The organism is Atopobium sp. ICM42b (assembly GCA_000564995.1).
Taxonomy (GTDB): Bacteria; Actinomycetota; Coriobacteriia; order Coriobacteriales; family Atopobiaceae; genus Lancefieldella.
This window is the reverse complement of the sequence record JDFH01000020.1, coordinates 20615-40638: the sequence shown is the minus strand read 5'-3', so window position 1 is coordinate 40638 and position 20024 is coordinate 20615. Positions and strand designations below refer to the sequence as shown.

Here is a 20024-nt window from a genome sequence, read left to right as displayed (position 1 = left end):
TAATGTTATGTGAAGTTGATTTCCTTTTACCGTTGGCGGAATTGGAAATGGAAACGTCAGGGCCCCTTTTTATAATTTTCTATAAGGAGGGTGCGTCATGGATGACAAACTTGTTCGTCTCATAACGTGCTTGGCAAAACAGGAAGATGTTTCTACATCAACGCTGTCTGAGTCCTTATGCGTCTCCGAGCGCACGGTGCGCGCATATATTAAGCGAGCAAAAGAATTACTCTCAGGCATTGCTGAAATTACAACAATAAAAGGTCAGGGTTATCATCTCGAGGTTCTTAATCCCGAGCTCTTGGATTGTTGGCTTAATAAGGAAGATCAGCTACCTCAGACTTCTAATGAGCGTGTGGCATATATATTGGACGATCTGCTTAATCGAAGCGATTGGGTTACGGTAGACGAGTTATCAGAGATTCTTTATGTCTCTCGTAAGACTATCTCGGCTGATTTAAAACAAGCTGAAGAGTTTCTCGCCAGATTTGACCTGCGCATAATGCGTAAATCGCATTATGGAATTCAGATTGAAGGTACTGAATTTAATAAGCGGCTCTGCCTGGCAAGTCTGGTAACAAACGAAGCATATTCGGGTAGTTGTCACGCCACGGTAGAAAATAATGAACTTATTGCTGATGTAACAAAGCTGGTAGTTGAGTGTGTTGAACATCATGATGTCAGCTTGAATGATTTTGCAATTAGAAATCTTGTTATTCATATTGTGGTTGCAATTAATCGCATTAAGCAACAGCGCTATGTTGTAGGACAGGAAGACTCGCTTAAGAGAATTCAGTGCTCGTATGAATATAGCGTGGCACAAAAGCTGGTAAATTGTCTGTCGTCTGAGTTTGATGTTGAGTTTCCTCAGACAGAAGTTGCCTATATTGCAATTCATTTGGCATCTAAAAAGATGTTTAAAGATATCTCTGAGTCTCCAAATCTAGTAATTACCGATGACGTATTTGCAGTTACGCGTCAGATGATTGATTTGGTATGGAGTAGTTTCAGATTTGATTTTAGGAATGATCTTGAACTACATATGAGTTTAGCTAGACACATTGTGCCACTTTCCGTTCGATTGCACTATAACCTGCAGATAGAAAATCCACTGCTTACTGACATCCAGTATCGAATGCCTTTGGCATACTTGATGGCCATGGAGTCGTCAACAATCTTGGCCAAAGAGTACGAAGCAACTCTCAGTGAGCATGAAGTAGCTTATCTGGCCCTGGCATTTGCTTTGGCTTTGGAGCGTAAACGCACTGAACTGCCAAAAAAGAATGTACTTTGTGTATGCGCAACAGGTCTAGGTACTTCAAAGATTTTGGGAATTCGTATCAAAGAGGAATTTGGACCTTATATCGGGTCAATTACTGCGTGTAATTTAAGTCAGATTTCTCAGATTGATTTTTCACATATTGATTACGTGTTCTCTACCGTTGAGATTGAATTTCCTTTGCCAGTTCCTGTGTGTTATTCGGGGTTCTTGCTCGATGACATTAATAAAGACTTGTTAGTTAAAGACTTGCTTCGTCGAGATGAACAAGAGGAGTTTGCTAAACATTTTAGCGAGCATCTTTTCTTCTCACATCTTGCGTACAGAAGTAAGGAAGAAGTACTTAACTTTTTGGTCAGTCAATTATGCAACAGTGAGAAATCAAACATCTCTGTTTCTGAAGATGAGTTCAGAGCTCTGGTTTTTGACCGCGAAACTTTAGCAATGACTGCCTTTGGAAACTTGGTTGCACTTCCTCATCCTTCGCGCCCAGTATCTGAACGTACTTGTGTAGCAGTTGGTTTATTAGACAACCCAATTGATTGGGACGGTCATGACGTAGCTGCTGTGTTTTTGATTTCAGTTTCTTGTTCAGAAGACGAGAAGACCCGTTTATTTAACAAGAACATGGCGTCCCTTCTTATGGATAAAGAGGCAATTTGTTCACTGGTAAAGCATCAAAGTTTTTCAACTTTTGTTGGTCAGATTACATCGTCAGGTGATGGTTTGAGAAAGAGGGGATAGGAATGGATGAAAGAGAGGTAGAGGCTATTGTCACCAACTTGGTTGTGCATGGTGGGGATGCAAAAAGCTATGCAATACAAGCAATCAAGTGCGCTCGTTTAGGAAAGTTCGACCAGGCAGATGAGTTGTTGAAACAGAGTTCAGAATCGTTAAATCAAGCACATGAGTTTCAGATGGAACGGATTCAGCAGGAAATTATTGGACAGGATAACAAACCACTGTCTTTGCTGATGGTCCACGGACAAGATCATTTGATGTGTGCTCTTACCACACACGATTTGGCAGTGCAAATTGTTGAGCTTTGTAAGCAAGTAACTACGAGCAGTGGTGAGTGAAAGGAAGTAGGTATGAAAAAGATTGATTTGTTTTGTAGTGCAGGTATGTCCACAAGTATGCTTGCAAACAAGATGCAAGAGGTCGCTGATGCCCATGGCATTCAAGTAAAGGTTGAAGCATTTTCTTCTACCGCAATTGATTTCCAGGTAGAGCACGACACTCCTGACTGCATTTTACTGGGACCTCAGGTTCGTTTTAGCTTTGACGATGTTAACGCAAAATACGGAGCAAAAATTCCTGTTGGCGTTATTGAGTCAGCGGATTATGGCAACTTGAACGGCGAGCGTGTGCTTAAGATGGCCATTTCTTTGATTAAGCGTGGTTCTACTGCATAGGGTTTCTCGCTATACGTTTTATCTGTGATTTTATAAAAAATGGAGAGTTGTTAGTTTGGAGGGTTCTATGAAAACGATGGATGTATTTGAAAAGCGACTTATGCCGCTGGCCGAAATGATTGGTAAAAATAAATACCTTTTGACCATGCGAGATTCGTTTGCAATGGTCATGCCAATCCTGATTATTGGCTCTATGTTTACTTTGCTTCGCAACTTCCCAATTCCTGCGTGGATTGATTTTTTGAAGACTACGATGGTTCAGCCAGATAAATCGCTATTTGCTCTGCTGGCTATTCCTTCTGCATGTACTGTTTCGCTCATGGCAATCTTCCTTGCTTTTAACATTGGCTATAACTTTGCCGAGCACATTGGCATTAAAGACCGTGCGTCAGCGGGCATTGTTTCTCTGGTAAGTTGGTTCATCCTTATGCCTCAGGTAACTGAGTTTTCACCTGAAGAGGGCGTAGAGCCATTCCTGGTAGACAGTATTCCTCTTGCATGGACGGGCGCAAAAGGTGTCTTTATTGCCATGATTGTAGGATTTTTTGCAGTAGGCGTGTTTGGCTACATCATTAAAAAAGACTGGACCATTAAGATGCCAGAGGGCGTTCCTCCTACTGTTGCCCGTGCATTTAGTGCTCTTATCCCTATGACCGTTGCATTTACCGCCGTATGGCTGGTTGGTATTGTCTTTATCATTTCCCCATGGGGCAATGCCTTTAACTTCATTTATGCAATCCTTCAGGCTCCTTTGACTTCACTTGGTGGAACTGTTTGGGCATTGGCATTTAGTTATGTTTTGGCAAGTGGATTTTGGTTTATTGGTATCCATGGTTCCAGCGTTACTGGTTCAATTTACACACCAATTCTTACTGCACTTTCGCTGGAAAATCAGGCTGCATTTGCTGCCGGCGCAGCACTTCCTAACATTGTTAACCGTGAATTCGAGACCTTCTTTGCAACCTTTGGTGGCGGCGGCTCGACGCTCTCTCTACTAATCGCAATGCTTCTGTTCTGCAATTCCAAGCGTATTAAAGATCTGGCAAAGATTTCTGTTGCTCCTGGTATCTTTGGTATCAATGAGCCAATTATCTTTGGTCTTCCTATTGTTCTTAACCCTGTTATGTTGATCCCCTTTATCCTCACTCCAGTGGTCAACATCATCATTGCGTACTTCATCATGGATCTTGGTTTAGTACCTCTGTGCAACGGCGTTATGCTTCCTTGGACTACTCCTCCTCTGGTTTCTGGATTCCTGCTGAGTGGTTGGCAAGGCGCTGTCCTGCAGTTCTTCTTGATTATTCTGGGAATCTTTATTTATCTGCCTTTCATCAAGACGTTGGATAAGGAATACCTGAAGGAAGAAGCCGCAGCTTCTGAGGAACCTTCTACTGAGCTGGAAGACTTTGACTCAATCGACCTTGATTCTGTAGTGCTGTAAAACTTTTGTATTTGAGCTGTACCTGGTGCAACGCTGAGACGCTGTGCCAGGTACCAACCTGTACGCTTGATTGGAGGAAGTGATGCATAGGCTTGGAATTTCTCTTTATCCAGAGCACTCAACACCTGAAGCCGATGATGCCTACATGGCATTAGCAAGTAACTATGGTTTCTCGCGCATTTTCACATGCTTACTTTCTGTGGATAAGTCACCAGAAGAGACAGTAGCTGAGTTTTCACAGTTTATGGACCGCGCTCATGGGTATGGGTTTACTGTTGCAGTGGATACCAACCCGCGCGTATTCCAGCACTTAGGGGCAACGGCAACTGATATTTCTGTTTTTGCCAAGATGGGCGTAGATATTATTCGCCTTGATGGGCATTTGGGAGACCGTCAGGACATTGCTCTGACAAGAAATCCTTATGGCATTGCAGTCGAGTTCAACGCCAGCCAGATGCTGTCGCTTGATCTACTTATTGAGCGTGGCGCATATCGTCGCAATATGTGCGTTTGTCACAATTTTTATCCACAGAGATTTTCTGGCTTGAGCGAGAAACGCTTTATTGAATTCTCCGAGCATTATTTTGGTATGGGTCTAACTCAGGCAGCATTTGTGACGAGTCAGCAGAATAACACGTTTGGTCCATGGTCGGTTTATGACGGTCTTCCTACCTGCGAAGATGATCGTACTCGTTCAATTGATTTGCAGGCAAGACACCTGTTGGCAACTGGCCTTATTGACGACATTATGATTGGCAATTGCTTTGCTTCTGAAGAGGAGCTTGCCACATTAGCCGCTGTTGATACTACTAAGGTAACGTTCAAGGTTGAATTTGATTCTGGTGTAACTGAGGTCGAGAAGAACGTTTTGTATCAGTTCAACCACGTAACACGTGGCGATGCATCTGAGTATTATCTGCGTTCTTCAGTACCTAGGATGTTTGAGTACTCCACTTCAATTCCTGCTCGCGAGCGCACGGATTGTCATATTAAATGCGGAGACGTATTAGTAGTGAATGACAATCTGTCTCATTACCTGGGAGAAGTCGAAGTTGCTCTAAGAGATTTTGAGGACGACGGAACCCGCAATGTTGTAGGACGTATCCCAGAAGACGAACTTTTCTTGTTGGATTATGTGAAACCTGAATTCCCGTTTGGATTTGTTAGAGACTAGCGGGGTTGTTTGGTTGTAGCATCAATGCTGAAATGGAAAATTAGTCGCCTGGCGAGAGGAGTGATCTTCTCGCCAGGTTTTTTGTAAAGAATAGTCTTGTTTTTGGAAGTAACAATTGTCTTTGATATATGATTCTACCCTGTGATTCACATCGTTATTTTAGGAGATACGCCGGGGACTATATGAATGTAGCGCAAGGTCTTGAGAAGAAGCTTATGCCAATGGCAGAGTTGGTGAGTAAAAATAAATATCTTCTTACTATGCGCGACTCTTTTGCCATGCTCATGCCAATCCTTATTATCGGATCAATGTTTACGCTGGTAGGTAATCTGCCAATCCCAGCGTGGGTTGATTTCTTGAAGTCCACTACGATTCAGGGCAAGTCGCTTTTCTCGCTGTTGGCCATTCCTTCTGCCTGCACCGTTTCTCTTATGGCAATATTTTTGTCGTTCGAGATTGGCTACAACTTTGCTGATCAACTTGGTTTAGAAGATCGAGTTTCTGCTGGTATGGTTTCGCTCGTCAGCTGGTTTATTTTGATGCCTCAGGTGACTGAGTTTTTGCCCCAGGGAGCTTCTCAGCCATTTTTGGTGGAGAGCATTCCTCTTGCGTGGACCGGCGCGAGGGGTGTGTTTGTAGCGATTATCGTAGGCTTTTTGTCGGTGTCCATTTTTGGATTTGCTATCAAGAAGAACTGGGTTATTAGGATGCCGGAGGGCGTTCCTACGTCTGTTTCGCTTGCGTTTAGTGCTCTGGTTCCGATGGCGCTCACGTTTGCCGCAGTGTGGGCGATTAGCGTTTTGTTTGCACTTACCCCTTGGGGAGATGCGTTTACCTGCATTTATTCGATGTTGCAGATTCCACTGACCATGCTTGGCGGAACCGTGTGGGCTCTGGCGATTGCTTACGTCATCCAGGGTATTTTCTGGTTCTTTGGCATTAACGGGTCAAACATTACTAGCCCTATTTTTACGCCGATTTTGACTGCGCTTACGCTGGAAAACCAGGCTGCTTTTGCAGCTGGAACCGCACTGCCCAACATTATCAATCGAGAGTTTGATGCGTTCTTTGCGCTGTTTGGCGGCGGAGGATCAACGCTTTCGCTGTTGATTGTGATATTTTTGTTCTGCAATTCTCGCCGTGCAAAAGACATTGCAAAGATCTCCATTGTGCCTGGTATTTTTGGTATTAACGAGCCCGTCATGTACGGACTGCCGATAGTTTTGAATCCCATCATGGCAATTCCTCTGATTTTTACGCCGGTTGTTAACGTTTTAATTGCGTGGTCCGCAATGAGCACCGGCTTGGTGCCTCTGTGCAACGGTATTATGCTGCCTGGAAGTACCCCTCCTTTGATCTCGGGATTTCTTCTGTGCGGATGGCAGGGCGCTTTACTTCAGCTCGTATTGATTTTGATTGATATGGCAATCTACCTGCCGTTTATTAAGGCTCTGGATATGCAGTTTCTCAAGGAGGAAAAGGGAGCTGAGACAGAGCATGTAGTCTAGTGCCGTGGAGACATAGTGTGCGTTGAAGGCAGCTCTGGGTGAGCTGCCTTTTTTCTGTTCGCCGAAATGTGTAAGAAGTTAAAAATATGAGTCCCAATTAGGAGGATACTATCAGTATAAAGCGCAATTTAACTGGTGGTACATGCTAGGCGATGACATAGGTTGACCTGGCAGTGTATGCGAGCAACCAGAAAGATTTACTGGCTTTTGCTTAAAGGGAGCAGCAATGATAGATAGACAATCTCTTGATGAGGTCCTCACTCAGTACAAAGAGAATTTTCCTTCTCACTGGGAGGAAGAAAAATATAAGTGGGAAGCAATTAAGTGCTTCCAGGATAACTGGGATATAAACGCCCAGGATTTTCCTGCGATGCTGAGAAAGTCGCTGTCAAAGACAGATAATCTTTTAACTACTTCTTATGATTTTTCTCGTAAGATGATTGAGTTTTATGCTGAACAGGATGCAGAAGAAGTTCGTAGTATGTTTATGCAACTTTATGACGAGAACATCGATATAGTTGAGCGTATTAACGGATTTATGGCAAAGTCGGATAAGTTACTGGATGTATATGGTCCTGAAGGAAAGCAGCATTATCAAAAAGAGGGAACCATCACAACTTATCTTTGGCTTAGATATCCAGACATATATTACATATATAAGTTTAGACAAGTAAAAGCTTTATCGGATAGGTTAGAGAGCAATTACGAGTTTAAGCAGGGGGCATCTACAACTAATATAAGGACGTATACGAAATTTTATAATGAAGTTAGAGATGTAATTTCTGAAGATTCCGAACTCATTAAGATGTTTACCTCTGCTTTAACAGAAGATTGCTATCCAGATCCTTATTTTGTGACTCTAACGGCTGATATTGCGTATTTCTCAAAGGATTATAAAGAGATTCCTCCAACTCAACCTGGTGATAAGTTGTTTTGTATTCCTCCATATAACAAGGGAAAATTTTTGGAGGAAGTATTTATGCCGGAGGAGAAGTACGACAAGCTGGCAGCTGTCCTGTTGAATAAAAAGAACATTATTTTGCAGGGAGCACCAGGAGTTGGAAAGACCTTCTCGGCAAAAAGACTTGCATATTCGCTGATAGGTGCCGTGAACGAGGACGCTATTGAGTTCGTACAATTCCACCAGAATTATTCGTACGAAGACTTTATGATGGGCTACAAGCCTAGTGGGGCAAGCTTTGAGCTCAAGAAAGGCGTGTTTTATCGTTTCTGCAAGAAGGCAGAGGCTGATCCTGACGCAAAATATTTCTTTATTATCGACGAGATTAACCGTGGCAATCTGAGCAAGATTTTTGGTGAACTTTTGATGCTCATTGAAAACGATTATCGAGGTACACCGGCTACACTTGCGTACAATGACGAGAAATTCTCGGTCCCAAAGAACCTTTACATTATCGGAATGATGAATACGGCAGACAGAAGCCTGGCAATGATTGACTACGCTTTGCGTCGTCGTTTTAGCTTCTTTGAGATGGAACCTGGTTTTGAGACTGAGGGCTTTATTCAGTACCAGCAGTCACTTAAAAATGAAACCTTCAACGATCTTCTCGTCAAGGTAATTGAGTTGAATACGGAGATTGCGTTGGACAGGTCGCTGGGCAGGGGATTCTGCATTGGACACAGCTATTTCTGTGGTCGCGATGAGCTGAACTGCACCGATAAATGGATGCAGGAGGTTGTGGATTACGACATCTTGCCAATGCTGGGCGAGTATTGGTTTGACGACCAGGAGAAATACCAGCGCTGGGGGAACATCCTTCATGGAGTGTTTCAATGACCGAAGATAGGCATATCTTCATAAAAAATATTTACTATATGCTGTCGTACGCCTTCACTACGCTGCGGGAATCCGTGTATGAGGACGTGCAGAAGGAGACGTTTGACTCGATTTATAACCTGTTTGCGGCCATCTTGTCCAAGGGAATTGGTTTGCAGCTCAAGCAGGGCTTATATCGCGAGTACATAAATTGTGTGGAGGATCTGGCGGTTGTTCGAGGCAAGATTGAAATGTCGGGAACCATTAGGAATCGTCTTGCTCAGCGCGCGCAAGTTACCTGTGATTTTGATGAGCTTTCGCAAAACAATCTATTCAATCAGATCTTAAAGTCCGTGGCTCTGTTGCTGCTCAAACAGAAGGATATATCGCCGCAGTACAAGGTTGCGCTTAAGCGAGAAATGCTTTTCTTTGCGGACATTGACGAGGTTGATTTGAAACAGGTTCGCTGGGCGGATATTCGTTTTCAGCGCAATAACCGCACGTATCAGCTGCTGCTCTCAATTTGCCAGTTGATCGTTGAAGGCATGCTCATGACCACTGAAGACGGCGAGTACCACCTGGCAAGTTTTATTGACGAGCAAAAAATGCATAGGTTGTACGAGAAGTTCATTCTTGAGTATTACGAGCAGGAGTTTGCCCAGCATGTGAAGGGTTTTTCTGCCAGAGCGTCGCAAATTCCTTGGGATTTGGACGATGGATACGTTGGGCTTTTGCCGGATATGCAGACGGATATTACGCTCTCGTATGGCAATCAGATTTTGATTATTGACGCGAAGTATTACCAGCATTCGCTTCAAGAAAATTTTGGTGTGCATAAGGTGCATTCGGGTAATTTGTATCAGATTTATACGTATGTGAAGAATAAAGAAGCCCAGGTGAAAGGCGCCGACCGGAAGGTCTCAGGCATGCTTTTGTATGCGCGAACAAATGAGCTGCTGGCTCCTAACGACGTGTATCACATAAGCGGTAATAAGATTTCTGTGCAGACGCTCGATTTGAACAAAGAGTTCTCGTGTATTTCTGCGCAGCTTGACCAGATTGTGGAAGACCAGTTTGGGATAGAAAAATAGGACCGGCCCTGGACTAGGCAAAAAGCTCTAGCGGAACCGGTCATGTTGATGTAAGTATACAGGCTTTTTTAGATGTGGCTATTTTGGATGAGGTAAATAAATACCTTCTGCAAAAACAACGTTCTTATCGAGAAGTTCTTGTATTCTTCTGGCAACCGAAGTATCCCCATCGATGGCTTTTCTGTAGTAGTTGGCCATTAGTATGTGAGCGTAAACGCTCTTGGGGTCAAAGCTAATGTCTTTTGGGCGAAGTTTTTTCTGAACTGGACATTGGATGCGCATGGGTCTATTCCATAGTTGACGATGATGTGCACACAAATTTCTTAGTACATGTAAAGAATGAACAACACTTGAAAAAGGTTTCCATTGGACACCGAGAGATTTAGCTACTCTTTTGGTTACTTCAATATTATCTGAATAGCTAATCATATTAGAAATTCTTCCAAAGGAGAGGACCTCTACAGCAACCCAGATTGGTACATCATGATATTTTTCATAAGGTGTGTTGAAGTTCTTTTTTGAATAATGCTGAATGATTCGGCTTTTGTCATGATCAAGATCTGAAAGAATTCCCGGAATTATAAAGTTTTTTGCAAAATTACGCTTAGCATAGGTATTGCAATCAAGATAGTAAGCATTTGAACCATACTCATTACCAAATTCGTGGGCAAGCTTTGCTCTAATTGCGATTTCGATAACACTTAATTGCTCTGTCAGCAGAATTCGTAATTTAGCATCAAGGTTAATAAGCTTATTAATATCTTGAAAAGAAGTATTGCCGACAAACGAGTTCTTGCCTTTCTCCGGATCTTCTTGAAAATCACGAGCATATCCAGAGAAACGATAGTAATTTGTCCTACTTAAAAATTTCCTCAGTTCATTATCATCTGGGCAGATAAGTCCACGGTCTTGAATTAATAAACAACACATCTCATCGATGCTTTTAAAAGGTTTATTTTCCATGTGAATCCCAATGCTATGAAAAGGCCCACCGCATTTCAGGACGCATTGCGTAGCCTTGGGTGGGCGCTGATGAATTAACTATAAACTAAATAGCAAGATTGTCTAGAGTAATAGGGCGGAAACTGTAAATTCTTCATCGCCTAATCTATTCAAGCTATTTCTGCAGGTTTGTGTATATGGTGTAGGCATCAGAGCGTTTCTCGCTAGCCAAGGTTTGATTAAGTTACGACGTATAAACGCGCCGGTAGAACAGCTGTTGCGTAAAAGTTTTGCGGGGTTGGGACTCGCGCTGTTTGCGGGCGTGGCTTGGCGTATAGTTATAGAGTTACAAGAAGAAATATTGGCGTGATACAAGGCGTTTTTACGCCGAGAAGAGTGTTTATGCTTGCTATAAAAAATGAAACAAACGTGGTGCTTGCGGTTGATACGTCGACGGACATGCTGGCGTGTACGGTCGCGCGTCTGACCAGGTGCGATGCCGCTGCGGCAGCCGCAGACGGCGGGTTCGACGTCGAGGTGCTGGCGTCGACGGATCACCTGTGTCGTCGCCAGGCAAACGTGGAGCTTGTGGGCTCAGTTCAGGAAGCGCTCAAAGCTGCTGGACTGACCATGGCTGACGTCGACGCTGTTATCGCAGGTAGAGGACCTGGCTCGTTCACGGGTGTCCGCATTGGCGTGGCCACCGCAAAGGGCATTGCGTGCGGCTCTGGCCTGCCGCTTTATGGCGCAAGCGCGCTTGATGCCATGGCGTTCAGCGCGTGGAAGGCGGGCGTTCGCGGCACCGTTGGCGTTGTTGCAGACGCCATGCGCGGCGAGGTCTATCCGGGCATCTACCTGCTGGATGACGCTGGAGCACATAGAACGTTCCCGGTGGAGACCGTCCTCAAGGCAGATGCCTGTGTAGAGGAGTGGTCGAGCAGGACTGATAAGGACCAGCTCACGCTTACAGGCAATGGCTTAGTGAAGTACCGTGAGCGTTTTGAGTGCTCGGGTTTCTCGACATACACCGATGAAGCAACGTGGTTCCCAACAGGAGAAGGCCTGGTACGTGCGGTGTGCATGCCCGAGTATCAGCAGGCGGGTGCGGGCGATCCGGCGCTAGTACTGCCCATTTACACGCGTCTTTCGGATGCGGAGGAGTCGGAGCGCAAGCGTTTGGGCCTCAAAGAGCCGGCAACGGTGGCCCTGACCGGCGTGGATGATGCGCTGGCTGATATTCACCTGCAGCTTCGTCCGATGACGGTGAACGATCTGGATCAGGTGGCGGAGATGGAGGCAGCAACATATGCTGACGCTGCGCATTCGGCCTGGTCAAAGCAGACGTTCTATGACGAGCTCTCGGGCGTTGGGCGTAGCTGGTGGCTGGCTCACGATCGCGGAACGGTTATTGGCTTTGCGGGCGGTCGTCTGGCAGGAGCTCAGTTTGAGGTGGAAGAAGTGGTGGTCACGCCTGAGCGTCGCCGCCAGGGAATTGCATCCAAGCTGGTAGAACGCGTGGCATACGATGCTCAGATGCTGGGTGCATCTGCGATTACTCTTGAGGTGGAGGAGGATAACGCTCCAGCTCAGGGTGCCTATAGCAAGCTGGGATTTGTTGAGGTTGGTCGTCGTCCGGGATATTACGGTCCAGATTGCGCGGCGCTTTTGATGACGGCGCAGCTGCCTTTGGCGGTTGGCGCTGGCTTTGAGGCCAGGAACCCTGAACCTCACGCATCAGTGCGTCCGTGGCCTATTGTTGCAGGTGAGCGCTCTGAAGAGACGCTTGCGGCACTGCGCGAGGCGGGGGATTTGATTCTCAGCCTGGAGTCCTCGTGCGACGAGACTGCCATGTGCATTATGGATTCACACGGTGTGGTCTGTGCAAACGTCGTTGCAACTCAAATTGACTTCCACGCTCGCTTTGGCGGCGTCGTGCCCGAGATTGCTTCTCGCAAGCATACCGAGGCTATCGTTGGTCTCTTCGAGGAGACCATGGCTCGTGCGGGCGCGCACTTTGGTTGCGACACGCTGGTGCCGTCTGACCTGGCCGCCGTTGGTGTTACCGCAGGTCCTGGCCTTGTTGGCGCACTTGTGGTGGGCGTGGCGTTTGCCAAGGGCTTCTGCGTGGCCACTGACCTGCCGCTTATTCCCGTGCATCACCTGGAAGGCCATCTGCTGGCCAACCTGTTTGAGACGCCCGACTTGGAGCCGCCGTTTGTGGCCAGTCTGGTCTCGGGCGGCAATACTATGCTGGTACACGTGCGTGCCTGGGGAGATTACGTGGTTTTGGGCTCCACCATCGACGACGCCGTGGGTGAGGCTTTTGACAAGGTTGCCAAGGCGCTTGGCCTCGGCTATCCAGGTGGTCCCGTAATCAGCAAACTTGCAGCTCAGGGCAATCCTAAGGCTATCCACTTCCCGCGCGCGATGATGCACAGCGGTGACTATTCCTTCAGCCTTTCTGGCCTGAAGACAGCCGTTATTACCTACATTGAGGGCGAGAATCGCGCAGGTAGAGCAATCAATCTGCCAGACTTGGCTGCTTCGTTTGAACAGGCGGTTATTGACGTGCAGGTTGCAAAGGCTAAAACCGCTGTTGAGGAGACGGGCGTCTCCGATTTCTGCGTGGGTGGCGGCGTTGCTGCCAACCCCGCGCTCAGAGCTGCATATAAGGAAACCTTTGGTCGTATGGGCGTTCGAGTGACGGTGCCCCCGATGTCGGTTTGTGGCGACAACGCCGCAATGATTGCCGTCGGCGCACTTCGTAGCTACCGTACGCAGGGTTTCTCGCCATTGACCTTGGACGCAAACCCCAACGCGCAGCTGGGATCGTGGTCGTCGGATGCGGCGCCCGTTGTCCCAAGCGGCATGTAAGGAGGCCATTGTGCAAGACGGATTCATCAAAGTTGCAAGTATCACGCCGCGCGTTCGCGTGGCCGACGTGGCGTTTAACGTGGAGAGCTGCCTGGCGGCCATCGAAGAAGCCGCAGGTAATTGCGGTGCCAAGGTGGTCGTACTGCCCGAGCTTTGCATCACGGGCTACACCTGCGAGGACCTGTTCTGGCAGGATGCGCTCCTGGACGCTGCCGAGCGCGGCTTGGTTTCCATTGCTGCTCGCACGGCTGACGTCGACGCGTTGCTGCTGCTAGGACTGCCTGTTCGGGTAGCTGGCAAGCTCTACAACTGCGCCGCCGTTCTCTTTGGGGGAGAGCTTTTGGGCCTGGTGCCCAAGCGCTACGTGCCCATGTACAACGAGTTTTACGAGGGTCGCCACTTTGTTTCTGGCCCTAAGACGGTCACTAGTGTGGACTTTGGCCTGCTTGGTGAGGTGCCGTTTGGTACCAACCAACTGTTTGCGTGCGACACCATCCCTGAGCTGGTCGTGGGCGCAGAGATCTGCGAGGACCTCTGGGTGCCTATGCCGCCATCAAATGCGCACGCCGTTGCCGGCGCTACGCTGATCTGCAACTTGTCCGCGTCGCCCGCGCTGGCCGGCAAGTCCGCGTATCGTCGTCAGCTGGTTGCACAGCAGAGTGCGCGTCTGATCTGCGGCTACGTTTATGCGAGCGCTGGTGAAGGCGAGTCTACGACCGATTTGGTTTTCTCGGGCCATGATCTTGTTGTCGAGAATGGCCGTGTGCTTGCCGACTCTGGCGTGTTTGGCGAGGGTATTGCGGTGTCCGAGATTGACGTGCTGTCACTAGCGGCTGACCGCAGGCGCACGTCGACGTTTGAGGTTGCGCCGACTCCGGAGGATTATAAGCACCTGACCACGTATTTCTCGCTGGAGTTTGATGGTGAAGGTGAGGACGACGACGAGCACGTTGCCGCAGGTCACGGCCACGACAGCGAGGACGAGGGCGTCGAGCTTGCAATCCGCACGCCGCTGACCAGGTACGTTGACCCGCATCCGTTTGTGCCCGCGATGGACGACGCTCGCGCGGCGCGCTGCGAGGAGATTCTGTCGATTCAGGCCCACGGTTTGGCTTCAAGGCTGGCACACACCGGCTCTGACCATGCGGTTATTGGCATTTCGGGAGGACTTGACTCTACGCTGGCCCTTCTCGTCACAGTGCGAGCGTTTGACCAGCTGGGATACGACCGCTCGGGCATTGTAGCTGTGACGATGCCGGGATTTGGCACCACGGACCGCACGTACACTAACGCGATTGAGCTGGTGCAGTCGCTTGGCGCCGACCTGCGCGAGATTTCCATTGTGGATTCCGTTCTGCAGCACTTTGCCGACATTGGCCACAACCAGGACGTTCACGACGTTGTGTACGAAAACGCCCAGGCTCGCGAACGTACGCAGATTCTGATGGACGTTGCCAACCAGGTGAGCGGCATGGTCATTGGCACGGGCGATCTTTCCGAGCTGGCGCTTGGTTGGGCAACGTACAACGGTGACCAGATGTCCATGTACGGCGTAAATGCATCGGTGCCAAAGACGCTGGTCAGGTACCTTGTCGATTACTGCGCAGACGCTTATGAGGAGCAGGGCGAGGACGAAATTGCTCACGTTTTGCGCGACGTTCTGGACACGCCGGTTTCTCCTGAGCTGCTGCCATCCGCGGCAGACGGTTCCATTGAGCAGAAGACGGAGGACCTGGTTGGCCCATACGAGTTGCACGATTTCTTCTTATTCCACGTGCTTCGTCACGGAAGTGGCCCACTCAAGGTTCTACGTCTTGCCGAGTGTGCGTTTGGCACAGGCACTGACCAGGAGATTTACGACCACGAGACTATCGTGCGTTGGCTGAAGGTATTCTATCGCCGCTTCTTCTCGCAGCAGTTTAAGCGCTCGGCGATGCCTGACGGACCAAAGGTTGGTTCGGTTTCGCTGTCTCCGCGCGGCGACCTGCGCATGCCATCCGACGCTTCTAGCTCGCTCTGGCTCTCTGAACTGGAGAGCTTGGAGGCCTAGCTGGCGTTGCTCGATGGTGCGAGGTACCGTGATGACGTTGACGCAAATTCTGCCGTGCAGCAAATGATGACGTTCAGTACCCGGCTATTCATGTATATGAATAGCCGGGTACTTTTATGTAGGTGGATTTTTACTACGAGTAAGGAAGAGGCGGTTTTGGCCCAAAAATGACTCCCAAGTGGTAAAAAATGCGTTTAGTTGGGGTTTACAGAAAATGCGGGATTCTATGCATCAAATCTACCTGGTGTTTTGCTTTGGACAAATAATCAGAAATCTGGATAGAATTCGCTACCTGGTAAAACGTAGGTGCAATTTTTCTGAATACTCCATTTCATCCCCAACTAAACGCATTTTTTACCCAAATTGGACCCCGCCAAAGAGGTGTTCATTTTTCTTATGCAAAATCACGAATATCACTACCAGAATATGCATGCAGCGAATATTTGCACCAAAATTTATGCTAATGGCAAGAAATTGCAGGTGGACACAGCCTGGAGCTTGCGTTAGCTGCGGTTAGTCGCATGTCACCCGCCCGTACCACGCACGCCAATTGCGCGCGCATAACCGTTGACGGCTTATACTGCACGCCTACAGAAAATCTAAGTCGGTTTTGTAAGATTTTCACAATATTTCGTATAAATTGTTTTCCCGTGTGGAATAACTAATAGCGTTGGAAAAGGGCGCTTGGCGCCAATATCGGGCTTGGCCCGAAAGGGAGGTTTTCATTATGAATTTGAAGCCACTTGGAGATCGTGTTCTGGTAAAGCCTGCTCCAAAAGAGGAGAAGACATCCTCTGGTCTCTACATTGCATCCGCAGCACAGGAGCTTCCACAGCGTGGCGAGGTCCTCGCAGTTGGAACTGGCAAGCTTGATCAGAATGGCAATCGCATCGCTCTTGATGTCAAAGTCGGCGACCAGGTATTTTACGGCAAGTTCGGCGGCACCGAGGTCAAGGTAGACGGCGAGGAGCTCTTGCTTCTTCGTGCTGATGACATCCTTGCAGTCCTCGAGGACTAATCGCTCGCAGCTCGTCCGCTCGCAGCCCGCTCGTAGCTTATCCGCTCGCGGCCCGTTCGCAGCTTGTTCATTAACGTGTAAGTTCAGCTATTTTGGAGGAATACCATGGCTAAAGATATCGATTTTGGCACCGACGCTCGTGCCAAGCTTGCTAAGGGTGTAAACACCCTGGCAGATGCCGTAACCACCACTCTTGGACCTAAGGGTCGCTACGTTGCTCTGCAGCGTTCTTACGGTGCACCAACCATCACCAACGATGGTGTTTCCGTTGCTCGCGAGATTGAGCTCAAGGACCCAGTAGAGAACATGGGTGCTCAGCTGGTCAAAGAGGTAGCAACCAAGACTAACGACACCGTCGGCGACGGTACCACCACCGCAACCCTGCTTGCACAGGTCATCGTTAACGAGGGCCTCCGCAACGTTGCAGCTGGTGCAAACCCAATCGCAATTCGTCGCGGTATCGACAAGGCTGTTGAGGCTGTTGTCGCTCAGATGAAGGGCATCGCAAAGGACGTCTCTACCAAGCAGCAGATTGCTTCTGTCGGTACCATTTCCGCAGGTGATCCAGTCATCGGTGGCAAGATTTCCGACGCTATGGATGTTGTCGGCAAAGATGGCGTCATTACCGTTGAGGAGTCCCAGACCTTCGGCATTGACATCGATACTGTTGAGGGCATGCAGTTTGACAAGGGCTACGTTTCCCCTTACTTCGCAACCAACAACGAGACTCTCACCGCTGAGCTGGACAATCCTTACATCCTCATGACCGATAACAAGATTTCCTCCATTCAGGACATCCTGCCTATCCTTGAGGCTGTCCAGAAGCAGGGCGCACCTCTGCTCATCATGGCTGAGGACGTCGACGGCGAGGCTCTGACCACCCTCATTCTCAACAAGCTCCGCGGCGTTCTGAACGTCTGCGCAATCAAGGCTCCTGCATACGGCGATCGTCGTAAGCGCATGCTCGAGGACATCGCTGTTCTCACCGGCGGCCAGGCAGTCATCAAGGAGCTCGGCGTCAACCTCAACGAGATCAGCGCAGAGATGCTCGGCCGCGCTAAGTCCGTCAAGGTTACCAAGGAGACCACAACCATCGTTGGTGGCGCTGGTTCCAAGGACGCAATCGATGACCGTATCACCCAGATCAAGGCTGAGATTGAGAACACCACCTCTGACTTTGACCGCGAGAAGCTCCAGGAGCGTCTTGCTAAGCTCGCCGGCGGCGTTGCAGTCATCAAGGTTGGCGCAGCTACCGAGGTTGAGCTCAAGGAGATCAAGCACCGCATCGAGGACGCACTTCAGGCAACTCGCGCAGCTGTCGAGGAGGGCATCGTCGCAGGTGGCGGCGTCTCCTTCCTGGCTGCTTCCTCTGTCCTCGACAGCGTTCAGACCTCTGACGCAGACGAGAAGATCGGCGTTGAGATCATCCGCAAGGCACTTGAGGCTCCAGTCCGCACCATCGCTAACAACGCTGGCTTCGAGGGCAGCGTAGTTGTCGAGAAGATCAAGGCACTCCCAACCGGCCAGGGTCTTGACTCCGCTTCCGGCCAGTATGGCGATATGATTGAGATGGGTGTTCTTGACCCAGTCAAGGTCACCCGTACCACACTCCAGAATGCAGCTTCCGTTGCATCCCTCATCCTCATCACCGAGGCAACTGTTTCCGAGATGCCAAAGGACACCACCATCGAGGAGTCCATCACTCGCGCAGCTGCTCAGGGCGGCCAGGGCGGCATGTACTAATTCGCGCCTTCGCGTCACTTCAATCGGGTCCAGCCTCTCGCTGGGCCCGATTTTTTTGCCGCTGCGCCCACTTGGCGAGAATCCCGTCTTGTTGTGGGCGAGAATCCCGTCTAGTCGCAGGCGAGAAACCCGTCTTGTCGTAACTGCAACGTTTTCCCGCTCAGCGTCCATTAATCGAAATCGTATGAATGTGGCGTCATTTGAGCGGAATTATTGGTCGCTACAGGTTAGAATATTTATTTGCGACTACGCTCGGTCCATGCGACCGGTTCGCATACTTGAACCATCCGCCACGCGCCAAAGGAGAGGAGGCACCATGGCTCAGAACCAGAATCGTAACGAGGAGCGAGATTTTCTCGACGACCTCATTGATATCCAGGACTCCCTCCAGGTGCTCTCTAACCCGCTCGACGCGCTGATGGGAAGCCTGTCTATTGACCCAAATTCGGACAAGCCGTTTGAGCCAATGGACTACAAGGAAATCCCCTGGTCAAACGCTAATCGCTGCCTGAGGTGCGCCTCGGGAAAAGCCGAGGCATGTTCTCGCTGTCTTGACGTTTGCCCAGCTAATTGCATTGATATCCACAACCAGTCCGTGCGCATCGACGACGAGGCTTGCCTGCAGTGTGGACTCTGTGTTGCCGCGTGTCCAACCGAGACGTTTAACACGCGCCGCCATACGTCCCGCATGCTGTATGACCAGGTAGCTCGCGCGGCTTCCGCGTACGAGCAGTGCTACATTACCTGCACGCGCGCTCTGGCGAGAAAACCTGAGGGCAACGAGATTTGCCTGCCCTGCGTGGGTATGCTCTCAGCCGACATTTGGTTCTCGATCCTTACGGACTTTGATAACGTAAACGTTTACCTGCCGTTGGGCGTTTGCGACCGTTGTCGCACCACCACTGGCGAGGAGGCATATACCCAGGCAATCGCTACCGCTGAGGAGTGGACGGGTGCTACGGTTGGTCTTGAGGTCGACGGCAATAACCTCAACCACAACTTCACGCGTGCTTACATCCGCTCGCAGTTCATCTCCAACGCGATGAACGGTGCAGAACGCCTGGTATCTGCTTCGACGCCTGTTCTTGCGGGCGCCAAAGCAATCGCTGACCGCATCAACTCGCACGCTCGCTCTCTGGATAAGCTTCAGACGCAGCTTGATGACGTGATGGGTCTGCGCACCACCGATATGAGGCAGTCCATGCTCACACAGGATCGCCGTCTGGTCATGGGCGCCCTCCAGCACGATCCAGACCTGGCTCCTTACGTGAAGCTCGAGGCTCCTATCTGGGATTCCAGCAAATGCACCGTTTGTGGCGACTGCAAAAATACCTGCACAACGCATGCAATCGACATCGATGAGCGCGGCAAGCTGACCATTAAGATGCCGTTCTGTGTCAACTGCGGTGCCTGCGAAATTGTCTGCCCAGAACCAGGCGCGCTTACGATGGTGCCGATGAACACTTCTGAGCTAGTTGTTCGTGATCGCAAGGCCGAGGAGACCGAGCGTCTTGAGGCTTTGGCTCGTCGCAAGGCTCGCTTCATTTTTGACACTGGTAAGGAGCAACTCAAACACTTGGCAGACTCGATTACCGAGGACTCGAATGAGGAAGCCGCCGCACAACAACCTCCAAAAGAGGATAATGGGGAGTAGCAAGTAGCTGCGTACACATCACAACGCTTCTAGCTGCTCGTTCTTCTCGCGAGAAATA

General features: G+C 49.2%; 14 protein-coding genes. 13 read left to right on the top strand and 1 reads right to left on the bottom strand.

All coding sequences use genetic code 11. The features are described from left to right. Nucleotides 1-97 precede the first annotated feature (97 nt). The 8 genes from HMPREF1493_RS05430 (at nt 98) to mcrC (ending at nt 9685) form a co-directional block, all read left to right on the top strand. Entirely contained in the window at nt 98-2023 is a 1926-nt protein-coding gene (locus HMPREF1493_RS05430) for a BglG family transcription antiterminator (RefSeq protein WP_051485294.1), read from the top strand. A 2-nt stretch (nt 2024-2025) separates the two neighbouring features. Further along, nucleotides 2026-2358: a PTS sugar transporter subunit IIA gene (locus HMPREF1493_RS05425; protein WP_035428455.1), complete on the top strand. Its 333-nt coding sequence runs from the start codon at nt 2026-2028 to the stop codon at nt 2356-2358. Between the two features lie 12 nt (nt 2359-2370). Continuing rightward, nucleotides 2371-2694, top strand: coding sequence for a PTS sugar transporter subunit IIB (locus tag HMPREF1493_RS05420; protein WP_035428454.1), 324 nt, complete (start codon nt 2371-2373; stop codon nt 2692-2694). A gap of 67 nt (nt 2695-2761) precedes the next feature. Beyond that, nucleotides 2762-4135, top strand: coding sequence for a PTS sugar transporter subunit IIC (locus HMPREF1493_RS05415; protein WP_156921399.1), 1374 nt, complete (start codon nt 2762-2764; stop codon nt 4133-4135). 82 nt (nt 4136-4217) lie between these two features. Further along, nucleotides 4218-5309 (top strand): DUF871 domain-containing protein, encoded by a 1092-nt coding sequence (locus HMPREF1493_RS05410; RefSeq protein ID WP_035428453.1) that lies wholly within the window; start codon nt 4218-4220, stop codon nt 5307-5309. A 182-nt stretch (nt 5310-5491) separates the two neighbouring features. After that, nucleotides 5492-6817, top strand: coding sequence for a PTS sugar transporter subunit IIC (locus tag HMPREF1493_RS05405; protein WP_035428451.1), 1326 nt, complete (start codon nt 5492-5494; stop codon nt 6815-6817). Nucleotides 6818-7043: 226 nt separating this feature from the next. Then, a complete protein-coding gene (locus HMPREF1493_RS05400) occupies nt 7044-8615 on the top strand; it encodes an AAA family ATPase (RefSeq protein WP_035428447.1) in 1572 nt (523 codons plus the stop codon). Next, nucleotides 8612-9685 carry a 5-methylcytosine-specific restriction endonuclease system specificity protein McrC gene (gene mcrC, locus HMPREF1493_RS05395; RefSeq protein WP_035428444.1) on the top strand — a complete coding sequence of 358 codons (1074 nt, stop codon included), beginning with the start codon at nt 8612-8614 and terminating at the stop codon, nt 9683-9685. The genes HMPREF1493_RS05400 and mcrC overlap by 4 nt, the downstream gene beginning before the upstream one ends. A gap of 78 nt (nt 9686-9763) precedes the next feature. Here the strand turns inward: mcrC and HMPREF1493_RS05390 are convergent, their stop codons facing one another. After that, complete coding sequence (locus HMPREF1493_RS05390) at nt 9764-10648, bottom strand: Abi family protein (protein ID WP_035428442.1); 885 nt, start codon at nt 10646-10648, stop codon at nt 9764-9766. A gap of 381 nt (nt 10649-11029) precedes the next feature. Here HMPREF1493_RS05390 and tsaD point away from each other — a divergent pair, with 381 nt between their 5' ends. The 5 genes from tsaD (at nt 11030) to HMPREF1493_RS05365 (ending at nt 19966) form a co-directional block, all read left to right on the top strand. Further along, nucleotides 11030-13501, top strand: coding sequence for a tRNA (adenosine(37)-N6)-threonylcarbamoyltransferase complex transferase subunit TsaD (gene tsaD / locus HMPREF1493_RS05385; RefSeq protein ID WP_035428440.1), 2472 nt, complete (start codon nt 11030-11032; stop codon nt 13499-13501). A gap of 10 nt (nt 13502-13511) precedes the next feature. Beyond that, nucleotides 13512-15551, top strand: coding sequence for an NAD(+) synthase (locus HMPREF1493_RS05380; RefSeq protein WP_035428433.1), 2040 nt, complete (start codon nt 13512-13514; stop codon nt 15549-15551). 727 nt (nt 15552-16278) lie between these two features. Further along, complete coding sequence (locus tag HMPREF1493_RS05375; RefSeq protein ID WP_035428429.1) at nt 16279-16569, top strand: co-chaperone GroES; 291 nt, start codon at nt 16279-16281, stop codon at nt 16567-16569. Between the two features lie 105 nt (nt 16570-16674). Continuing rightward, nucleotides 16675-18312 carry a chaperonin GroEL gene (groL, locus tag HMPREF1493_RS05370; RefSeq protein WP_035428428.1) on the top strand — a complete coding sequence of 546 codons (1638 nt, stop codon included), beginning with the start codon at nt 16675-16677 and terminating at the stop codon, nt 18310-18312. Between the two features lie 316 nt (nt 18313-18628). Beyond that, complete coding sequence (locus HMPREF1493_RS05365; protein ID WP_051485292.1) at nt 18629-19966, top strand: 4Fe-4S dicluster domain-containing protein; 1338 nt, start codon at nt 18629-18631, stop codon at nt 19964-19966. Nucleotides 19967-20024: the final 58 nt, after the last annotated feature.